Here is a 14,830-nt window from a genome sequence, read left to right on the forward strand (position 1 = left end):
ACGGAAGTCGAGAGTATGCGAATCGCCTTGCTGACCGCCGGAACCCGGGGCGATCACCAGCCCTATCTCGCCCTGGCCGACGAATTCGCCGCCCGCGGCCACGCGGTGACGATCACCGCCACCGAGAACTACGCCGAGGTGGTGCGGCGGTCGGGCTTCGAACCGCACGTCATCCCGTTCAATTCGGCCGAACTGCTGGAGTCGCCCGCGGCCAAACGGGCGCTGTCCTCGGGCAAGACCCTGCCGTTCGTGCGGATCATGCTCGATACCGTCAAGATCATGACCGGTGAACGCGGCGAGCGGATGCACCAGGTGCTCACCGAAGCGTGCGAGGGGGCCGACGTGATCGTCTCGTGCGCGTCCACGCTGCCGTGGGCGATGGAACGCGGCGAGAAGACGGGCCAGCGGGTCGTCGGCTGCCTGCCCTATCCGCTGGAGCGGACGCGGGAGTTCCCGTCCTCGTTCATGGTCAAGAAGATGGTCGCGGCGCGGTGGCTGCGGCTGGCCAGCTACGCGGGGTTCGAGTTCGCCTACGGGGTGGCGTATCGGCGGGTGGACCGCCGGGTCAGGGAACTCATGGAACTGCCCGGCGCGCCGCGCAATCCGTTCCGCCGGATCCGGGAGGACGGGATTCCGCTCGTGCACATGGTCAGTCCGGTCCTGCTGCCCAAGCCCGCCGACTGGCCCGAGCGGTCGACCGTCGTCGGCGCGCCGATCCTGCCGCGCCGGCTGCGCGGCGCCTGGGGCGAAGCCGAGGTGGATCCGACCCTGACCGGGTGGCTCGACGAGGGCGAGCCACCGGTCTATTTCTGCCTGACCGGCATGCCGATCCTCGACCCCGTCGGCAGCTGCGATCTGATCGCCGACGTGTGCCGCCGCCTCGGCGTCCGGGCCCTGGTGACGGTGAAGGGCGAGGGGTACCCGCGCGGCATCGGCTACGACCGGAACCTGTTCGTGCTGGACTCCTTCGACTACGACCGGGTGCTGCCGCGTTGCCGCGCGGTCGTCCACCACGGCGGCAGCGGCAACACCCACGATGTGCTGCGCGCCGGTCTGCCCGCGGTGGTCATCGGCGTGCACAGCGACCAGTTCTTCTACGGCTGGCGCATCGCCGACCTCGGCATCGGCGCGGACTTCCCGTATCCCGCGCTCACCGCCGATCGGCTGCACGACGCCCTGGCCCGCACCTTGACCCCCGGGGCCCGCGACCGGGCGGCGGAACTCGGGCGCGCGGTCGCGGCCGAGAACGGGGTCGGCGCGGCCGCGGACGCGGTGGAACGCCTCGTCGTCGCGGCGACGGCCTGAGCCGGGCGGCCGCGTGCACATCGCGCTGTTCACCGACTTCCACCCGGACACCCTCGGCGGTGTCCAGACCGCCCAGCGCGCCCTGTGCGACGGACTCCGCGGCCGCGGTCACCGGGTGAGCGTCTTCACCGCGCCTGCACCGGGTTCCGGGGACAGCGACGGCACGATCCCGCTCCGCACGGTGCCGCTGTCGATGAACAACGGCTTGCCCGTTGTCCTGCCGACCCGGGCCAACCGGCGTCTGCTCGACGCGGCGTTCGCCGAGCGCGGGCCGGTCGATGTCGTGCACACGCTGACCACCTACGGCGTCGGCATCGCCGGCGTGCGCGCCGCCCGCCGCCATGGCGTCCCGGTCGTCCAGAGCATGCAGAGCCGCGACGACACGATGATCGAGAAGTACTCGCCGTCACCGTATTTCGCGGCCCTGACCATGCGGATGCTGCACGGCTGGTTCGTGCCGCTGCGGGGCGAACAACGCCACGACGGCGACGGCCGGACCGCGCGGCTCGCCTGGCGGCCGCTGCTCGCCCAGGCGCAATCGGCCGACCGGGTGGTGGTGCCGACCGAGCACTTCGCGCGCCGACTGGCCGCTCGCGGTGTCGACCGCCCGATCCACGTGGTGTCCAACGGCATCGACGACGCGCTGCTCGATCGCGTCCGGCGGGCCGAGCGCGCGGCACCCGCTACCGGGGCACCGCTGCGGGTGCTGTGGTGCGGCCGGTTCTCGGCGGAGAAGCGCCCGCTCGAGGCGATCGAGGCCGTCCGCCGGACCGAGCACTGCACGCTCGATGTCTACGGCAGCGGCCCCCTGGCCGACCAGGTCGGCGCGGCGGCCGGTGCGGCGGGAGAGCGGGTGCGCCTGCACGGTGCGGTCACGCAGGCCGACATCCTGGCCGCCATGCGCGCGCACGATGTCCTGCTGCTCACCTCCGACTGCGACACCCAGGGCATGGTGCTGCTGGAAGCGGTCGCGACGGGACTGCCGATCGTGTTCTGCGACCCCGAACTGTCCGAAACCGTGCCCGAGGGCGGCGGTGTCCGCACGGGTGATCCGACCGTGCGCGCGTTCGCCGATGTCCTCGCGGCTCTCGCCGGGGACCGCGCGCGCCTGGGCGCGATGCGGGAGGTCCTGGCCGCGTCCGGGGACGAGCCACGCCAATCCCGTCATCTCGACCGCCTGCTGTCGGTCTACCGGGATGCCGCCGGGTGACCGGGCCCGGCGTCAGTGACCGAACCGGAGGGTGACCGCGTCGTCGTCGGCGTAGGCCCGGCAGGCCAGCACCTTGCCCGCCGCCAGGTCGGCGGCGCTGATCGCCAGCAGGGGATCGGGGTCCATCACGACGCTGCCCGACCGCACCGAGGCCAGGCAGGTGCCGCAGGAGCCGCCCAGACAGGAATAGGGGAGGTCGTCGCGATGTCGAACGGCGTCGCCGAGGATCGGGCGGCCCCGCGGCATCGTGAACACCAGATCGTCTCCGTAGCCGGTGAGCGTTACCTCGCACGGCGGCGTGTCCGGCTGGGCCACGGCGGGTTCCGGCGCGGAGGTCGCGAACAGCTCGAGGTGCACCCGATCGGCGTCGATCCCCCGGGTGGACAGCGCGGTCACGATCGAGCGGGTGAGTTCCGTTGGCCCGCAGACGAACCAGTGGTCGGCGTCGACGGCATCGAGATCCGCGGCGGCGAGGCGACCGTGCCGATAGTGGACATTCCCGGTACCGGTCGGTGGGTGCTGACGCGATAGGTGGTGGACGACGCGCAGCCGATCGGGGAAGCGGGCGCTCAAGGCGGTCAGCGGGTCGGCCAGCATGGTGCTGCCCTGGTCACGGCTGCCGTAGTGCAGGGTGACCGTGCTGGCGGGCTCCTCGGCCAGGACGGTCGCGATGATCGAGACGATCGGCGTGATGCCGCTGCCCGCCGCGACCGCCGCGTAGTGCTCGGCCCGGCCGGAACACGGTGTGGCGGTGAAGGTTCCGGTCGGCTCGGAGACATGCAGCAGCGTGCCCGCGGTCAGCTGGTCACGAGCGAAGTCCGAGAAGGCGCCGCCGTCCTGGTGTTTGACAGCGATCCGGAGACGCCCGTCGCCCGTCGCGTCGCACAGCGAATAGCTACGGCGGATCGGTCGGCCCCGATGGACACCACGGATCACGACGTGCTGTCCGGCCAGATAGGAGTACCGGTCCGCGAGCAGGTCGGGCACCGCGAATTCGATCAGGGTGCTGTCCGGCGTATCCCGGTGCACGGTCGCGACCGTCAGCAGATGGAATCCGGGCGCTGGGCCGGTCGGCAGCGGATCGAAGGCACTCGGCCGCGACGGTGATCCGCTTGCCGAGCGGATGGACCGGAGCCGGTCGGTACCCAGGGCGACGGCGGCGCGGGCCGCACCGGCGAGAACACGCGGTGACAGGACGGTCGCCGGGCTGTCCAGGAGACCCGCGACGCGGGAGATCTGTTGTCCCAGTGTCGCGTCGCGGGCACCGAGGGCGACGGCGACCTGGGTCAGTGAGCCGATCGCCCGCAGCCGCGGCTCGCCCTGCGCGTCCACGTGCGGCATGGCCAGGTCGAACAGCCGGGTGATCGTCCACGCGTCGTCGACGGCGCCGGCCGCGGCGCGGAAGAAACGGGACGCCAGCTCGTGGTCGCCCGCGGCGAGCACCGCGCGCAGTGCCAGCGCCTGGAGCGAGGACACCGTCATGCCCTGGCCGAACGCGGGGCTGAAGCTGCACACCGCGTCACCCAGCACCAGCAGACCGTCCGGGAACCGGCGCAGACGCTCGTAGCGCCGGCGCTGATTGGCCAGGTAGCGGTAGGTGCTGATCTCGCCGAGTGGTTCCGCGTCCACCAGCGCCCGGCGCACGTCCGGCGGCGCGACCGAGGCGGCGAAGCGCCAGAACCCGTCGGAATCGGTCGGCGGATGGTCTCCGCCGTAGCCGATGAGGGTGAGGATGTGCAGGCCGTCCTCGATCGCGAACAGAGCCAAGCCCCGGGCGGGATCCCGGCCCGCGATGACGATCTCCTTGTCGCCGACGCTGCCGCCGGGCAGGCGCAGGTAGCGGCTGGCGTACATCATGTCGATCCGCAGGCCCTCCTCGGCGGGGCGGTCGTAGCCGAGCTCGGCGAGCCAGTCGGTGATCGGGCCGTGGCGGCCGAGGCAGCTGACCACCAGGTCGGCGGAGAGGTCGCGGCGGCCGCTGTCGTCTTCGACATCGACTCCGGTGACCCTCCTGTTCGCCGTGTCGGTGGTCAGGGCATGGGCATTCGTGCGGTCGAGGATCCGGACGTTGGCGAGCGCGCGGACGCGCTGCCGCACCCGCCACTCCAGAAACGGCCGACTGGCCTGCAGGAGGGAGTATCCGCCGTCGGACCGGTGCAGGGTGTGCCCGGAGATGGTCATCCGCATCTCGGTCAGGGACCGACAGTCCACCGCGCCGTCGGCGAGCAGCTCCGCGGTGATGCCGGGGAAGAGCGCCTCGACATTCTGCTTGCCCCGGGCGAGCAGCGCGTGCACGTGCCTGCCCTGCGGGACACCCCGCCGGTCGCCCGGCGTCGAGAGATCGTCGCGCTCGACCACGGTGACGGTGTCGAACGTCTCGCTCAGCACCCGGGCGGTCAGGAGCCCCGCCATGCTCGCGCCCAACACCACGGCATGGCCGCGCCGTCCCCGTTCGAGGCCTGCCCTGGGGTTCATCTGTCCTCCGACTCCGTTGTCAGGTCAGTCCACGCCGACGTCTACGCCGCTCGAACTGATACGAATAGGGAGATTAGTCTCAGTGGTCGAGACCTGGCAACCGTCGGTGTAGAAAGAGACATGGCTTCGACGACCCGATCATCGGACGCGCTGCGGGCGGCGGCCCTCGCGCTGATCGCCGAGAGCGGCCTCGATTCGCTGACCCTGCTCGCGGTCGCCGAGCGGGCGGGGGTCTCGCGCGCGACCGCCTACCGCGAGTTCGGCGACAAGGACGGGCTCGTGGCGGCGGTCGGGCGCGGTGAGATCGCGGCGATGGTCGGGGCCGCCTACGGCGCGATCGATCTCTTCGCGCCACTGCCCGAGGTCGTGCGTTCGGCCACCCTGTTCGCGCTGGCCTACCTGCGAAAGCATCCGGCGTTCGGCTATATCCGGACCAACGAGCCCGGCTGGCTGCTCGGCGTCGCCGTCCAGCACGGCGACGCCGAACTCAATCTGGTCGAGACGGTCGCCGCCCTGGCCGCGCCGCTCATCGCGGCCAGGGCGGGTGACGATCTAGCGCTGCCGCCCGCGGCGGCGGCCGAGGTCGTGGTGCGCATCGTGCTCTCCCACGCGCTGATCGAGCACAGCGCGCTCACCGACGAACAGATCGCGGACACCGCGACGAGAGCCGTCGTCGCGGGTGGCGCGTAGCCGCGCGGCCCACTGATATTGGTAGCTGAATTCGTCTCAGTGTGTTCAGCGTCGCCAGAAGAAGTGGTGCACCACGCCGCTCGGACTCGGCACCTGCTCGTGGTGGAAACGGTCGGCGTAGTCGTCGGGGCCGTTCCAGAATCGTTCACCGCGACCGAGTTCCACCGGGGCGACGACCACGTGCATCATGTCGATCAGGTCGGCCGCGAGGAATGACCGGACGGTCGCGACACCACCGCCGATCCGGACGTCCTTGCCGTCGGCAGCCACCTTGGCCTGCGCGAGGGCGTCCTCCGGTGACGCGTCGACGAAGTGGAACGTGGTGTCGGACAAAGTGAACGATGGCCGCGCGTGGTGGGTGAGGACGAAGACCGGGGTGTGGAACGGCGGTTCGGCGCCCCACCAGCCCTGCCAGTCGTAGTTCTCCCACGGGCCACGCTGCGGGCCGAACTTGTTGCGCCCCATGATCTCCGCGCCGATATTGTTCGCGAAGTCACGGGTGATGTAGTCGTCGAGACCGTAGGTGCCACCGGGGTCGGTCCGGTTGACCCAGTGCGCGGTGGCACCGGCCCAGGACATGAAGTCCGCGGGGTCGGCGTGGCCGAACGGGTGCTCGAGGCTCTGCCCTTCGCCGGCCCCGTAGCCGTCGCGGGAGATCGAGAAGTTCTGAACGCGAACGAACTGTGTCATCGGAGGAATCTAGCGCCGGGGACCGACACCACGTAGGTTGCCACTCAGACGATCTGGTGTCCGAGGGGGAGGCTGTCCGTGCTCATCGATTTCGTTCCCGACAAGTCGCTGTACCCGTTCGAGTCGCGGTGGTTCGACTCGTCCGCCGGGCGGGTGCACTACCTCGACGAGGGGTCCGGTCCGGTGATCCTGTTCTGTCACGGGGCGCCGGCGTGGAGTTTCCTGTACCGCCACCTCGTGGTCGGCCTGCGCGATCGGTACCGCTGCATCGCCGTCGACAACCCGGGTTTCGGATTGTCGGAGCGCCCGGCGGGATACGGCTACACCGTCGCCGAGCACACCGCGGTCCTCGGTGAGCTGATCGATCACCTCCAGCTCGACGGCTTCGTGGTGATGGGCCACGACTGGGGCGGCCCGATCGGCCTGGGCGCGGCCGTCACCCGCGCGGACCGGGTGCGCGGGATCGTGCTGGGCAACACCCTGTTCTGGCCGACCGAGGCGCTGGTCAACCGGGCGTTCAGCGTGATCATGAACAGCCGTCCGATGCAACGCCGGATCCTGGAACAGAACTTCCTCGTCGAACGCGTCCTGCTCGCCGAACTGGGGCGCGTCCTCACGCCCCTCGAGGCCGAGCACTATCGCGCGGTACAGCCCACCGCGCAGGCCCGGTGCGGTCTGGCCGCGACACCCAAGGAGATTCGCGCCGCGCGGCCCCTCCTGGAGCGGCTGGGCCGGGAGGTGCCGGAACTGCTCGGCGACAAGCCGACCCTGGCGGTGTGGGGAATGCGGGACATGGCTTTTCGTCCGAAGGCGTATCTGCCGCGCATCCGGGCCACCTTCAGCGACCTCGAGGTGATCGAGCTCGCGGGCGCCGGGCACTTCATCCAGGAACACGATCCGGAGACGATCACGGCCGCGATCGCGAAGCGGTTCCCGTAGGCACGGCGGTGGGTGGCGGCAGCAGCAGCGTCGCGATCGTCCCGCCGCCCGCCACCGGCTCGATCGTGGCGGTACCACCGTGCAATTCGGCGATCCACGCCACCAGCGCCAGACCGATACCGCTGCCGCGCCCCGCGGTGACACCACGGTCGAACGGGTTCGACGACAGCCGCGGCGCCAGACCCGTGCCGTGGTCGCGGACGCAGACCCGGCCCTCACCGACGTAGATCTCCACCGGCGCCCGCGGATTGACCGCGCCGTGGGTGAGCGCGTTCTCCACCAGGTTGCGGATCGCCAGCGCGAGCAGGTGCGGATCACCCATCACCACGGTCGGATTCGGCTGGAGGACGAGGCGGGGGTTGTCGAATTCGTCGACCACCGACTCGGTCAGCTGGTCGAGCAGCAGCTGCACCCGCTCCATCGTGGTGACCCCGGACTGCATGCGCGCCCGGGCGAGCAGCCCGGTCACCACCCGTTCCATCTTCGCGCCGAGCGCGTGTACATCGGCCAGCACCTGTTCGGCCTCGGCCTGCGTGCGCCTGCCCGGCGCGGTCGCCAGGCGATGGGTGGCGAGCGGGGTGCGCAGTTCGTGCGCGGCGTCGGAGAGGAAACGCTCCTGATCGTCGAGCAGCACCAGCGCCTGGCGCATGCTGCGCCCCGACAGCAGATGCCCGCCCACCGCCGACGCCGCCACCATCACCGTGCCGCCGACGATCAGCGCCCACCACAGCAGCGCGCGTCCCCGGTCCCAGCCGTCCGGGTCCGCGCCGGTGATCAGCACGACTTCCCGATCGGACTCCTCCCAGCCGAACACCGCCGTCGCCAAGCGCACCCGGCGGCCCGCGCTGTCGATCGAGTCCCGGTACACGGTGTCGCCCGCCGCACGCGTCGCGGCGTCGGCGGTGGCCGCGATCCCCGACTCGGCGGGCATGTGCGAGCGCAGATGGCCGTAGTGGACGGTCCACCCGCCGGTACCGTCCGCGGTCAGCACCAGGATGGCGATCTCGCCGCCGACGAGCTGATCGCTGGGTAGGTCGGAGGTGTCGACCGAATCGTCGTCGTTCAGATACACCCGCGGCGCGAGCCCGGTCAGCACCCGGTCGAGGGCGCCGTCGAGGGCCTGGTCCCGGGAACGCGCGTCGATCACCGCGGCCACCAGGCCGAGCACGATCATGCACAGCGTCGTGATCGCGGTGATCAGGACCGTGAGCTGTACCCGGGTGCGGTGCAGCCGAGCCACCGCGGGACGAGCGTCGGAGGTGGAGATCAGGACACGCACGCGACGCCACCGAGGACGAAGCCCGCGCCGCGGACGGTGTCGATCACCTGCGGTGGTCCGAGTTTGCGGCGCAATCCGGCCATCACCGCGTCGACCACATTCGAATTCGGTTCGGCCATCTCGTCCCAGCACGCCTCGATCAGCTCCGAGCGCGACACCACCGTGCCTGCCCGGGTCGCCAGCAGTTCCAGCACCGCGAACTCCTTGGGCGTCAGCGAACGCAGGATGCCCGCCCGCTGTACCCGGCGACGCGGCAGGTCGATCTCGATATCGCCCAGCCGCAGCAGCGCCGGGAGCGGGTGGTCGCGGCGGCGGCACAGCGCCCGCACCCGTGCGGCCAGTTCGGCGAGCGCGAAGGGCTTGCTGAGATAGTCGTCGGCGCCGTGCTCGAAACCGGCGATCCGGTCGGACAATCCGTCGCGCGCGGTGAGGACCAGCGCCGGGATCCGGCAGCCGCGCGAGCGCAGCGCGCCGAGCAACTGCAGGCCGTCGCCGTCGGGCATGCCACGGTCGACGACGAGCACGTCGTAGCTGTTCACCGAGATGTTCACATCGGCGTCGACGAGCAGATGCACGAGATCGACCGCGAATCCGGCGGCCCGCAGCCCCGTCGCGATCTCCCGGCCCAGTCCCTCGTCGTCCTCCACCACCAGCACACGCACGAGAAGCGAGCGTAAGGCAACCCCCGGCAGGCCCGGCGTCATCGCGGCATCACGAAAAGCTCATCACCGCGCCTCATGAAATCCTCACGCGCGCTTTGGTTCTCTGATCCCGGCCCGGAAACGACCGGGCCGGTACGAAAGGAACACCCATGAGCATCAAGTCCGTGATCGCCGCCACCGCGATCGCCGCCGCCTCCGTCGCGGGCGCCGGCCTGGCCTCGGCCGCCCCCGCTCCGATGCTGAGCGGCTACGTCGGCACCTACGCCACCTACGAAGCCTGCGCCGCCGACGGCAACTCGCCGAGCACCGGTGGTGCGCAGTGGGAGTGTGTCGAGGTCATCGGCGGCTGGGACCTGTACACCTACTGACCCCGGTCAGCCCGCGCGCGGCGGCCCTCGATGTCGACTCCCCGAGACATCGAGGGCCGACCTGTCCGCGGAGACGCTCAGGTGAGCGCTTCGGCGAGTTGATCGGTCGCGAACACCAGCCACCCGGGATCGCCGTCGACCCGCCCCCACAGCGCCTCCCGCACCGCGCCCGCCTGCGTCCAGCGGCGCACCCGCACCGGGTCGAGCTCGGCCGCCTCACTGTAGATATCGAGCAGGCGCAGAATCCTCGCCTTCGGGTTCGCTGCCCGGAGTTCGCGGTCGAATCGGGGACTCCGGATGACATCGAGCGCGTCGCGGGCGGGATCGCCGACCGCGCACTTGGGATCGATCGCCAGCCATGGTTCCCGCTCGGACGCCAGCACATTGGCATCGTGCAGGTCCCCGTGGACCAGCAGGTTCGGCTGGTCGGGCCCGAGGTCGCGGAGCGTGGCCAGCGCCGCGTCGACGACTCGGCCGGGCAGCGGGTCACCCAGCTCCGCCGCGGTGGCCCGGATCGAGCGCGCCCAGTCCCTGGCCTGATCGGTGAGCCGGGGGAGTCCGGCGGGAGCTTCGACAGCCAGTCGTCGGGTGAGCGCGCCCTGGATCGCGATGGCCTTCTCGGGGTCGGTCACGGTGGCGAGGGTGGCGCCCGCGCGCTCGAGCAGCATCGCGCACCGGTCGTCGTCGCGCTCGTGGAGGTGGACGGCGCCGCGGCCGTTCCACACGGTGAAAGCATCGGGTTCGTGGCGGATGTCGGGACGCGGGTACGAGATCTTGATGACCGCAGGCGGCAGCGCGCGCGGCCGGACCGGCACCACGATGCCGACCTCGCCGTGCATCGCCGGCCCATCGGGGACGCACGACCACAGCTCGAGCAGGTCGTCGACCACGCCCGGCAGAGCCGCGAGCCAGGCGCGTCCCGGGGCGTCGACATACTTGCCGGCGAACGCCGCGGGCACCGCGATCATCCGGCGGTGCCGCTTGCCGCTGGGCACTGTGCCACGGTCCTCCGATGAACGTGTCGATTCGATTCTCGGCAATCTATCGCACGGTGGCGTGAAACATGTTCCGCACCAGCTGAATATGGGGACACATGCTCAATCAGGCAGGTTGTTACAGTGAATTGCTGATCGAATGCCAGAAGGTTTCCATGCGATGGATTGCTGGCGAATCGGGGGCGAAATCCCGGCAGTAGTTAGCCGAAGCAAGGATGCATGTCGTCACATATTCGCTGATAAAAGCCGGGTGTGACGAAAGCAACTATCTGGACGTACGTCCAAGTGCTGGAAATTTGCCGGAAGTCCAGTACTCTCACCGCAGGTCGGATTTCGTTGTGCCGCAGCAGGGCTGTGGCACCGATGCGAGGGTTTCACGGCGTGCTCGACATCTATCACTTCTCCTATGGCTGGATCACCCCCGTTCTCGCCTACTTCATGTCCTTTCTCGGCTGCCTGCTCGGCCTGCAGTGCGCGGCCCGTGGACGCAATGCGGGCAGGGGGCGCGCCGGCTGGTTGATCAGCGCCGCGGTCGCCATCGGTGGAACCGGTATCTGGGTCATGCATTTCATCGCCATGCTCGGCTTCTCCATCGCGGGCTCGGAGATCCGCTACGACGTTCCGCTCACGCTGTTCAGCGCGGTGACGGCGATGATCGTCGTCGGGGTCGGGCTGTTCATGGTGAACAAACCGCAACCGACGCTCGCGTCGCTGATCGGCGGCGGCACGATCGCCGGGCTCGGGGTCGGCGCCATGCACTACGCCGGCATGTACGCGATGAAGTCCCATGCGGTCATCTCCTACGATCCGTGGCTGGTCGCGGCGTCGATGGTGATCGCGGTGGTCGCCTCGATCGTGGCGCTGTGGTTCACCCTGCGCGTCAAGGGATTCCTGGCGACGGTCGGCGCGGCGATGATCATGGGTGTCGCGGTCTGCGGGATGCACTACACCGGCATGGCCGCGATGCGCGCGCACGAGGGGCATCACACCTTGGCGCCGCCGCCGGGCGTGCAGGCGATGCAGTTGCTCGGGCCGCTGATCGGGATCATCAGCATGGTGACCATGCTCGTGCTGATCAGCGTGAGCCTGTCCGAGATCGAGAACGAGGACGCGCTGCCGAAGATGCGGTGGAATACGACACCGCGATCTCGCCGCTGAGGTATCCGCAAACGCTCAGCTATGTTAGTTTTCCTTCGGCTCGATCGCCGGGGCAGCAGGCGGTCGGGTGAGGTTCGCTGCTGCGCCCAGGGAGTGCGGATGTCGTCGAGTGTTCCGATCGGTGCTCGGGTCGTCGTCGGCCGGCGCAGACCGTTCTCCGATCCCTGCTTCGATCGCTTCATCGCCTTGGTCGACGGCCTCTCGGTCGAGTCGCACGAGATTCTGATCGGATTCGCCGAGCGGCTGCGCGCCGTCGAAGGCATCCCCGTCGACCCGCTGGTCGACTAGTTCATTCCTGGTCCCTCTCTCGGGGACTTGCCGTCCCGTGCTCATCTATCCGGGACTTCTGACTCACTAAATCCGCGCAGGTCATCGCCGTTTCCGGCAGGCCTGCCGTTCTGCTGTGCCCAGATCTGGTTCCGTTCGAGGTATTGACCTGGACGCGATGTCCAACCTAAATTGCAGGGACACCGTGTCCCACATACTGGGGACGCGCGGCACACAGGAGTGCGTACATGACACAGAAGGTGTTCGTCGTCGGCGTCGGCATGACGAAGTTCGAGAAGCCGGGCGAACTGGAGTGGGACTACCCCGACATGGCCAGGGAGGCGGGCACGAAGGCGCTCGCCGACGCCGGGATCGAGTACCGGCTGGTCGAGCAGGCCTATGTCGGCTATGTCTACGGCGAGTCCACCTCGGGTCAGCGCGCGGTCTACGAGTTCGGGCTCACCGGCATCCCGGTGGTGAACGTCAACAACAACTGTTCGACCGGGTCGACCGCGCTGTACCTGGCGGCGCAGGCGATTCGCGGCGGGCTGGCCGAATGCACGCTCGCCCTCGGCTTCGAGAAGATGCAGAAGGGCTCGCTCGGTTCGACTTTCGACGACCGCGAGCAGCCGATGATGCGGCATCTGCTGGCGCTGGCCGAGCTGCAGGAGTTCGCGATGCCACCCGCGCCGTACATGTTCGGCGCCGCGGGCAAGGAGCACATGGAGCGCTACGGCACCACCGCCGAGCAGTTCGCCAAGATCGGCGTGAAGAACCACAAGCATTCGGTGAACAACCCGTACGCGCAGTTCCAGAAGGAATACAGCCTCGACGAAGTGCTCGCGGCCAAGCAGATCTACGGCCCGCTCACCAAGCTGCAGTGCTCGCCGACCTCCGACGGCTCCGGCGCGGTGATCCTCGCCAACGAGGCCTTCGTCGATCGCCACGGGCTGGCCGATCGCGCGGTGGAGATGGTCGGGCAGGCCATGGTCACCGATCTCCAGTCCACCTTCACCGATCCGACCGCGATCAACCTGGTCGGCTCCGACATGTCGCGGACCGCGGCGCTGAAGGTGTACGAGCAGGCCGGGATCGGTCCCGAGGACGTCGACGTCATCGAGCTGCACGACTGCTTCTCCACCAACGAACTGCTGACCTACGAGGCGCTGGGCCTGTGCGCGCCGGGTGAGGGCGGTCGCCTCGTCGACGACGGCGCCACCACCTACGGCGGCACCTGGGTCGTCAACCCGTCCGGCGGCCTGATCTCGAAGGGTCACCCGCTGGGCGCGACCGGTCTGGCCCAGTGCAGCGAACTCACCTGGCAGTTGCGCGGCACCGCCGACGCCCGCCAGGTCGACGGCGCGCGCATCGCGCTGCAGCACAACATCGGTCTCGGCGGCGCGGTCGTGGTGACCGCCTACCGCCCGGCTGTCCGCTGATCCACCCCCCACGAATCATCGAGGAGTAACCCCATGGCGTCTGTGAGCGTTTCCACCGATCTTCCCGTCACCCCCGAGCAGGCGTGGGCACGCCTGAGCGATCTGGCGAACTGGGCGGACTGGCTGACCATCCACCAGGGCTGGCGCAGCGAGCTGCCCGCCGAGCTGACCGCGGGCGCGCGGTTCATCGAGGTCGTGTCGGTGATGAACATGGCCAACAAGATCGAGTGGACCGTGGCCGAGGTCGACCCGAACACGTACCTCAAGATCACCGGCACCGGCATGGCCGGGGTCACGGTCGAATTCGCGTTGAAGGTGGAGCCGACGGCCACCGGATCGAGCGCGGTCTTCGACGCGAGCTTCAAGGGCACGATGATCGTCGGCCCGATCGGCAAGGCCGTCGCCAAGCACGCCGAGGCCGACCTGAAGGAGTCGATGGCCAAGTTCACCGAGCTCGTCGGCTCGGCCGCGTGACCACCTCGGAATCGGCCGGAGTCGTCTTCGACGGCTCCGGCCTGGGGGAGTGGACCGACCCCGAGCACTTCACGGTCACCGCCGAACGGATCGCGGAATACGCGGCGGCGACCAATGATCCGATCGAGGCGCACCGCGGCGGTGAGATCGCGCCGCCGGTGTTCGCGGTGGTCCCGGTGTTCACCTCGATGGCGCCCGCCGCCCTGTCGGTGGCGCCGGTGGAGCTACTGATGAAGCTGGTCCACGGCGAGCAGGACTTCCGGTTCCATCGCCCGATCCGGGCCGGTGACGACCTGGTGGTGCGGGCCAAGCCGATCGGCTACGTGGGCAGGCCCAACGGCTCGACCGTGGTGGTCTACGCCGAAACGCGAGACGCGGCAGGCGAACTCGTCAACGAGCAGTGGATGACCGCGTTCTTCCGCAAGGTCGACGCCGGGCCCGGTGAAGGGGAGCCCGCACCCGATCATCGGATCACCGACGCTGATCGGGCCGGGGAGCCGGTCGCGCGGGTCACCGCCCACATCGACCAGGACCAGACCTTCCGCTACTCGCCGGCCTCCGGCGATCCCATGCCGATCCACCTCGACGACGAGATCGCCCGCATGGCCGGGCTTCCCGGCATCATCAACCACGGCCTGTGCACCATGGCGTTCACGTCCTGGGCGGCACTGACCGAACTCGCCGAGGGGGACACCGCCCGCCTGCGCCGGCTCGCCGTGCGCTTCGCCAAGCCGGTGCTGCCGGGCCAGGACATCACCACGACCCTGTGGCGCGCCGAGTCCGCGCCGGGAGTCACCGCCTACGCCTTCGAGACCGAAGCCGCCGGGCAGATCGCCATCACCGACGGCCGCGTCGAATTCAATTAGGAGACACAGACTC

At 69.7% G+C, this 14,830-nt stretch carries 15 protein-coding genes; 10 read left to right on the forward strand and 5 right to left on the reverse strand.

Translation table 11 applies throughout. The features are described 5' to 3' along the window. Nucleotides 1-15: 15 nt before the first annotated feature. Together AB0L91_RS26870 and AB0L91_RS26875 are read left to right on the forward strand one after the other, a co-directional pair. Nucleotides 16-1,305 (forward strand): glycosyltransferase, encoded by a 1,290-nt coding sequence (locus AB0L91_RS26870; protein WP_365014732.1) that lies wholly within the window; start codon nt 16-18, stop codon nt 1,303-1,305. Between the two features lie 13 nt (nt 1,306-1,318). Beyond that, on the forward strand, nt 1,319-2,515 hold the full coding sequence (locus tag AB0L91_RS26875; RefSeq protein ID WP_365014735.1) for a glycosyltransferase: 1,197 nt from the start codon (nt 1,319-1,321) through the stop codon (nt 2,513-2,515). Nucleotides 2,516-2,527: 12 nt separating this feature from the next. On the opposite strand, the gene AB0L91_RS26880 is transcribed toward AB0L91_RS26875, so the two are convergent. Continuing rightward, a complete protein-coding gene (locus tag AB0L91_RS26880; RefSeq protein WP_365014737.1) occupies nt 2,528-4,990 on the reverse strand; it encodes an FAD-dependent monooxygenase in 2,463 nt (820 codons plus the stop codon). Nucleotides 4,991-5,110: 120 nt separating this feature from the next. On the opposite strand from AB0L91_RS26880, the gene AB0L91_RS26885 reads away from it, so the two are divergent. Then, the gene (locus tag AB0L91_RS26885) at nt 5,111-5,680 is read left to right on the forward strand and encodes a helix-turn-helix domain-containing protein (RefSeq protein ID WP_365014739.1); all 570 of its coding nucleotides are present in this window, start codon (nt 5,111-5,113) and stop codon (nt 5,678-5,680) included. 45 nt (nt 5,681-5,725) lie between these two features. Here AB0L91_RS26885 and AB0L91_RS26890 read toward each other — a convergent pair whose 3' ends face one another. Further along, nucleotides 5,726-6,370: a dihydrofolate reductase family protein gene (locus AB0L91_RS26890; protein ID WP_365014741.1), complete on the reverse strand. Its 645-nt coding sequence runs from the start codon at nt 6,368-6,370 to the stop codon at nt 5,726-5,728. A gap of 78 nt (nt 6,371-6,448) precedes the next feature. Here AB0L91_RS26890 and AB0L91_RS26895 point away from each other — a divergent pair, with 78 nt between their 5' ends. Then, nucleotides 6,449-7,309, forward strand: coding sequence for a haloalkane dehalogenase (locus AB0L91_RS26895; protein WP_357349993.1), 861 nt, complete (start codon nt 6,449-6,451; stop codon nt 7,307-7,309). Here the strand turns inward: AB0L91_RS26895 and AB0L91_RS26900 are convergent. Together AB0L91_RS26900 and AB0L91_RS26905 are read right to left on the reverse strand one after the other, a co-directional pair. Further along, on the reverse strand, nt 7,278-8,588 hold the full coding sequence (locus tag AB0L91_RS26900) for a HAMP domain-containing sensor histidine kinase (RefSeq protein ID WP_365014744.1): 1,311 nt from the start codon (nt 8,586-8,588) through the stop codon (nt 7,278-7,280). The two genes, AB0L91_RS26895 and AB0L91_RS26900, sit on opposite strands and share 32 nt — an antisense overlap. After that, a complete protein-coding gene (locus tag AB0L91_RS26905; RefSeq protein WP_355283913.1) occupies nt 8,576-9,250 on the reverse strand; it encodes a response regulator transcription factor in 675 nt (224 codons plus the stop codon). Before AB0L91_RS26905 ends, AB0L91_RS26900 begins: the two co-directional genes overlap by 13 nt. Nucleotides 9,251-9,399: 149 nt before the next feature. On the opposite strand from AB0L91_RS26905, the gene AB0L91_RS26910 reads away from it, so the two are divergent. Then, on the forward strand, nt 9,400-9,618 hold the full coding sequence (locus tag AB0L91_RS26910) for a hypothetical protein (RefSeq protein ID WP_355283910.1): 219 nt from the start codon (nt 9,400-9,402) through the stop codon (nt 9,616-9,618). A 77-nt stretch (nt 9,619-9,695) separates the two neighbouring features. On the opposite strand, the gene AB0L91_RS26915 is transcribed toward AB0L91_RS26910, so the two are convergent. Further along, entirely contained in the window at nt 9,696-10,613 is a 918-nt protein-coding gene (locus AB0L91_RS26915) for an aminoglycoside phosphotransferase family protein (protein WP_365014748.1), read from the reverse strand. 363 nt (nt 10,614-10,976) lie between these two features. Between AB0L91_RS26915 and AB0L91_RS26920 the strand changes: the two genes are divergently transcribed. From AB0L91_RS26920 to AB0L91_RS26940, 5 genes are all read left to right on the forward strand, one after another. Next, nucleotides 10,977-11,771 carry an MHYT domain-containing protein gene (locus tag AB0L91_RS26920; protein ID WP_365014750.1) on the forward strand — a complete coding sequence of 265 codons (795 nt, stop codon included), beginning with the start codon at nt 10,977-10,979 and terminating at the stop codon, nt 11,769-11,771. A gap of 99 nt (nt 11,772-11,870) precedes the next feature. After that, nucleotides 11,871-12,059, forward strand: coding sequence for a hypothetical protein (locus tag AB0L91_RS26925; RefSeq protein WP_365014753.1), 189 nt, complete (start codon nt 11,871-11,873; stop codon nt 12,057-12,059). 227 nt (nt 12,060-12,286) lie between these two features. Beyond that, on the forward strand, nt 12,287-13,477 hold the full coding sequence (locus AB0L91_RS26930) for a lipid-transfer protein (RefSeq protein WP_365014755.1): 1,191 nt from the start codon (nt 12,287-12,289) through the stop codon (nt 13,475-13,477). 33 nt (nt 13,478-13,510) lie between these two features. Further along, nucleotides 13,511-13,951, forward strand: coding sequence for an SRPBCC family protein (locus AB0L91_RS26935; protein ID WP_355283898.1), 441 nt, complete (start codon nt 13,511-13,513; stop codon nt 13,949-13,951). Continuing rightward, nucleotides 13,948-14,817 carry a MaoC/PaaZ C-terminal domain-containing protein gene (locus tag AB0L91_RS26940; RefSeq protein WP_365014757.1) on the forward strand — a complete coding sequence of 290 codons (870 nt, stop codon included), beginning with the start codon at nt 13,948-13,950 and terminating at the stop codon, nt 14,815-14,817. The genes AB0L91_RS26935 and AB0L91_RS26940 overlap by 4 nt, the downstream gene beginning before the upstream one ends. Nucleotides 14,818-14,830 lie beyond the last annotated feature (13 nt).

It is taken from the genome of Nocardia sp. NPDC051833, from assembly GCF_040681225.1.
Taxonomy (GTDB): domain Bacteria; phylum Actinomycetota; class Actinomycetes; order Mycobacteriales; family Mycobacteriaceae; genus Nocardia.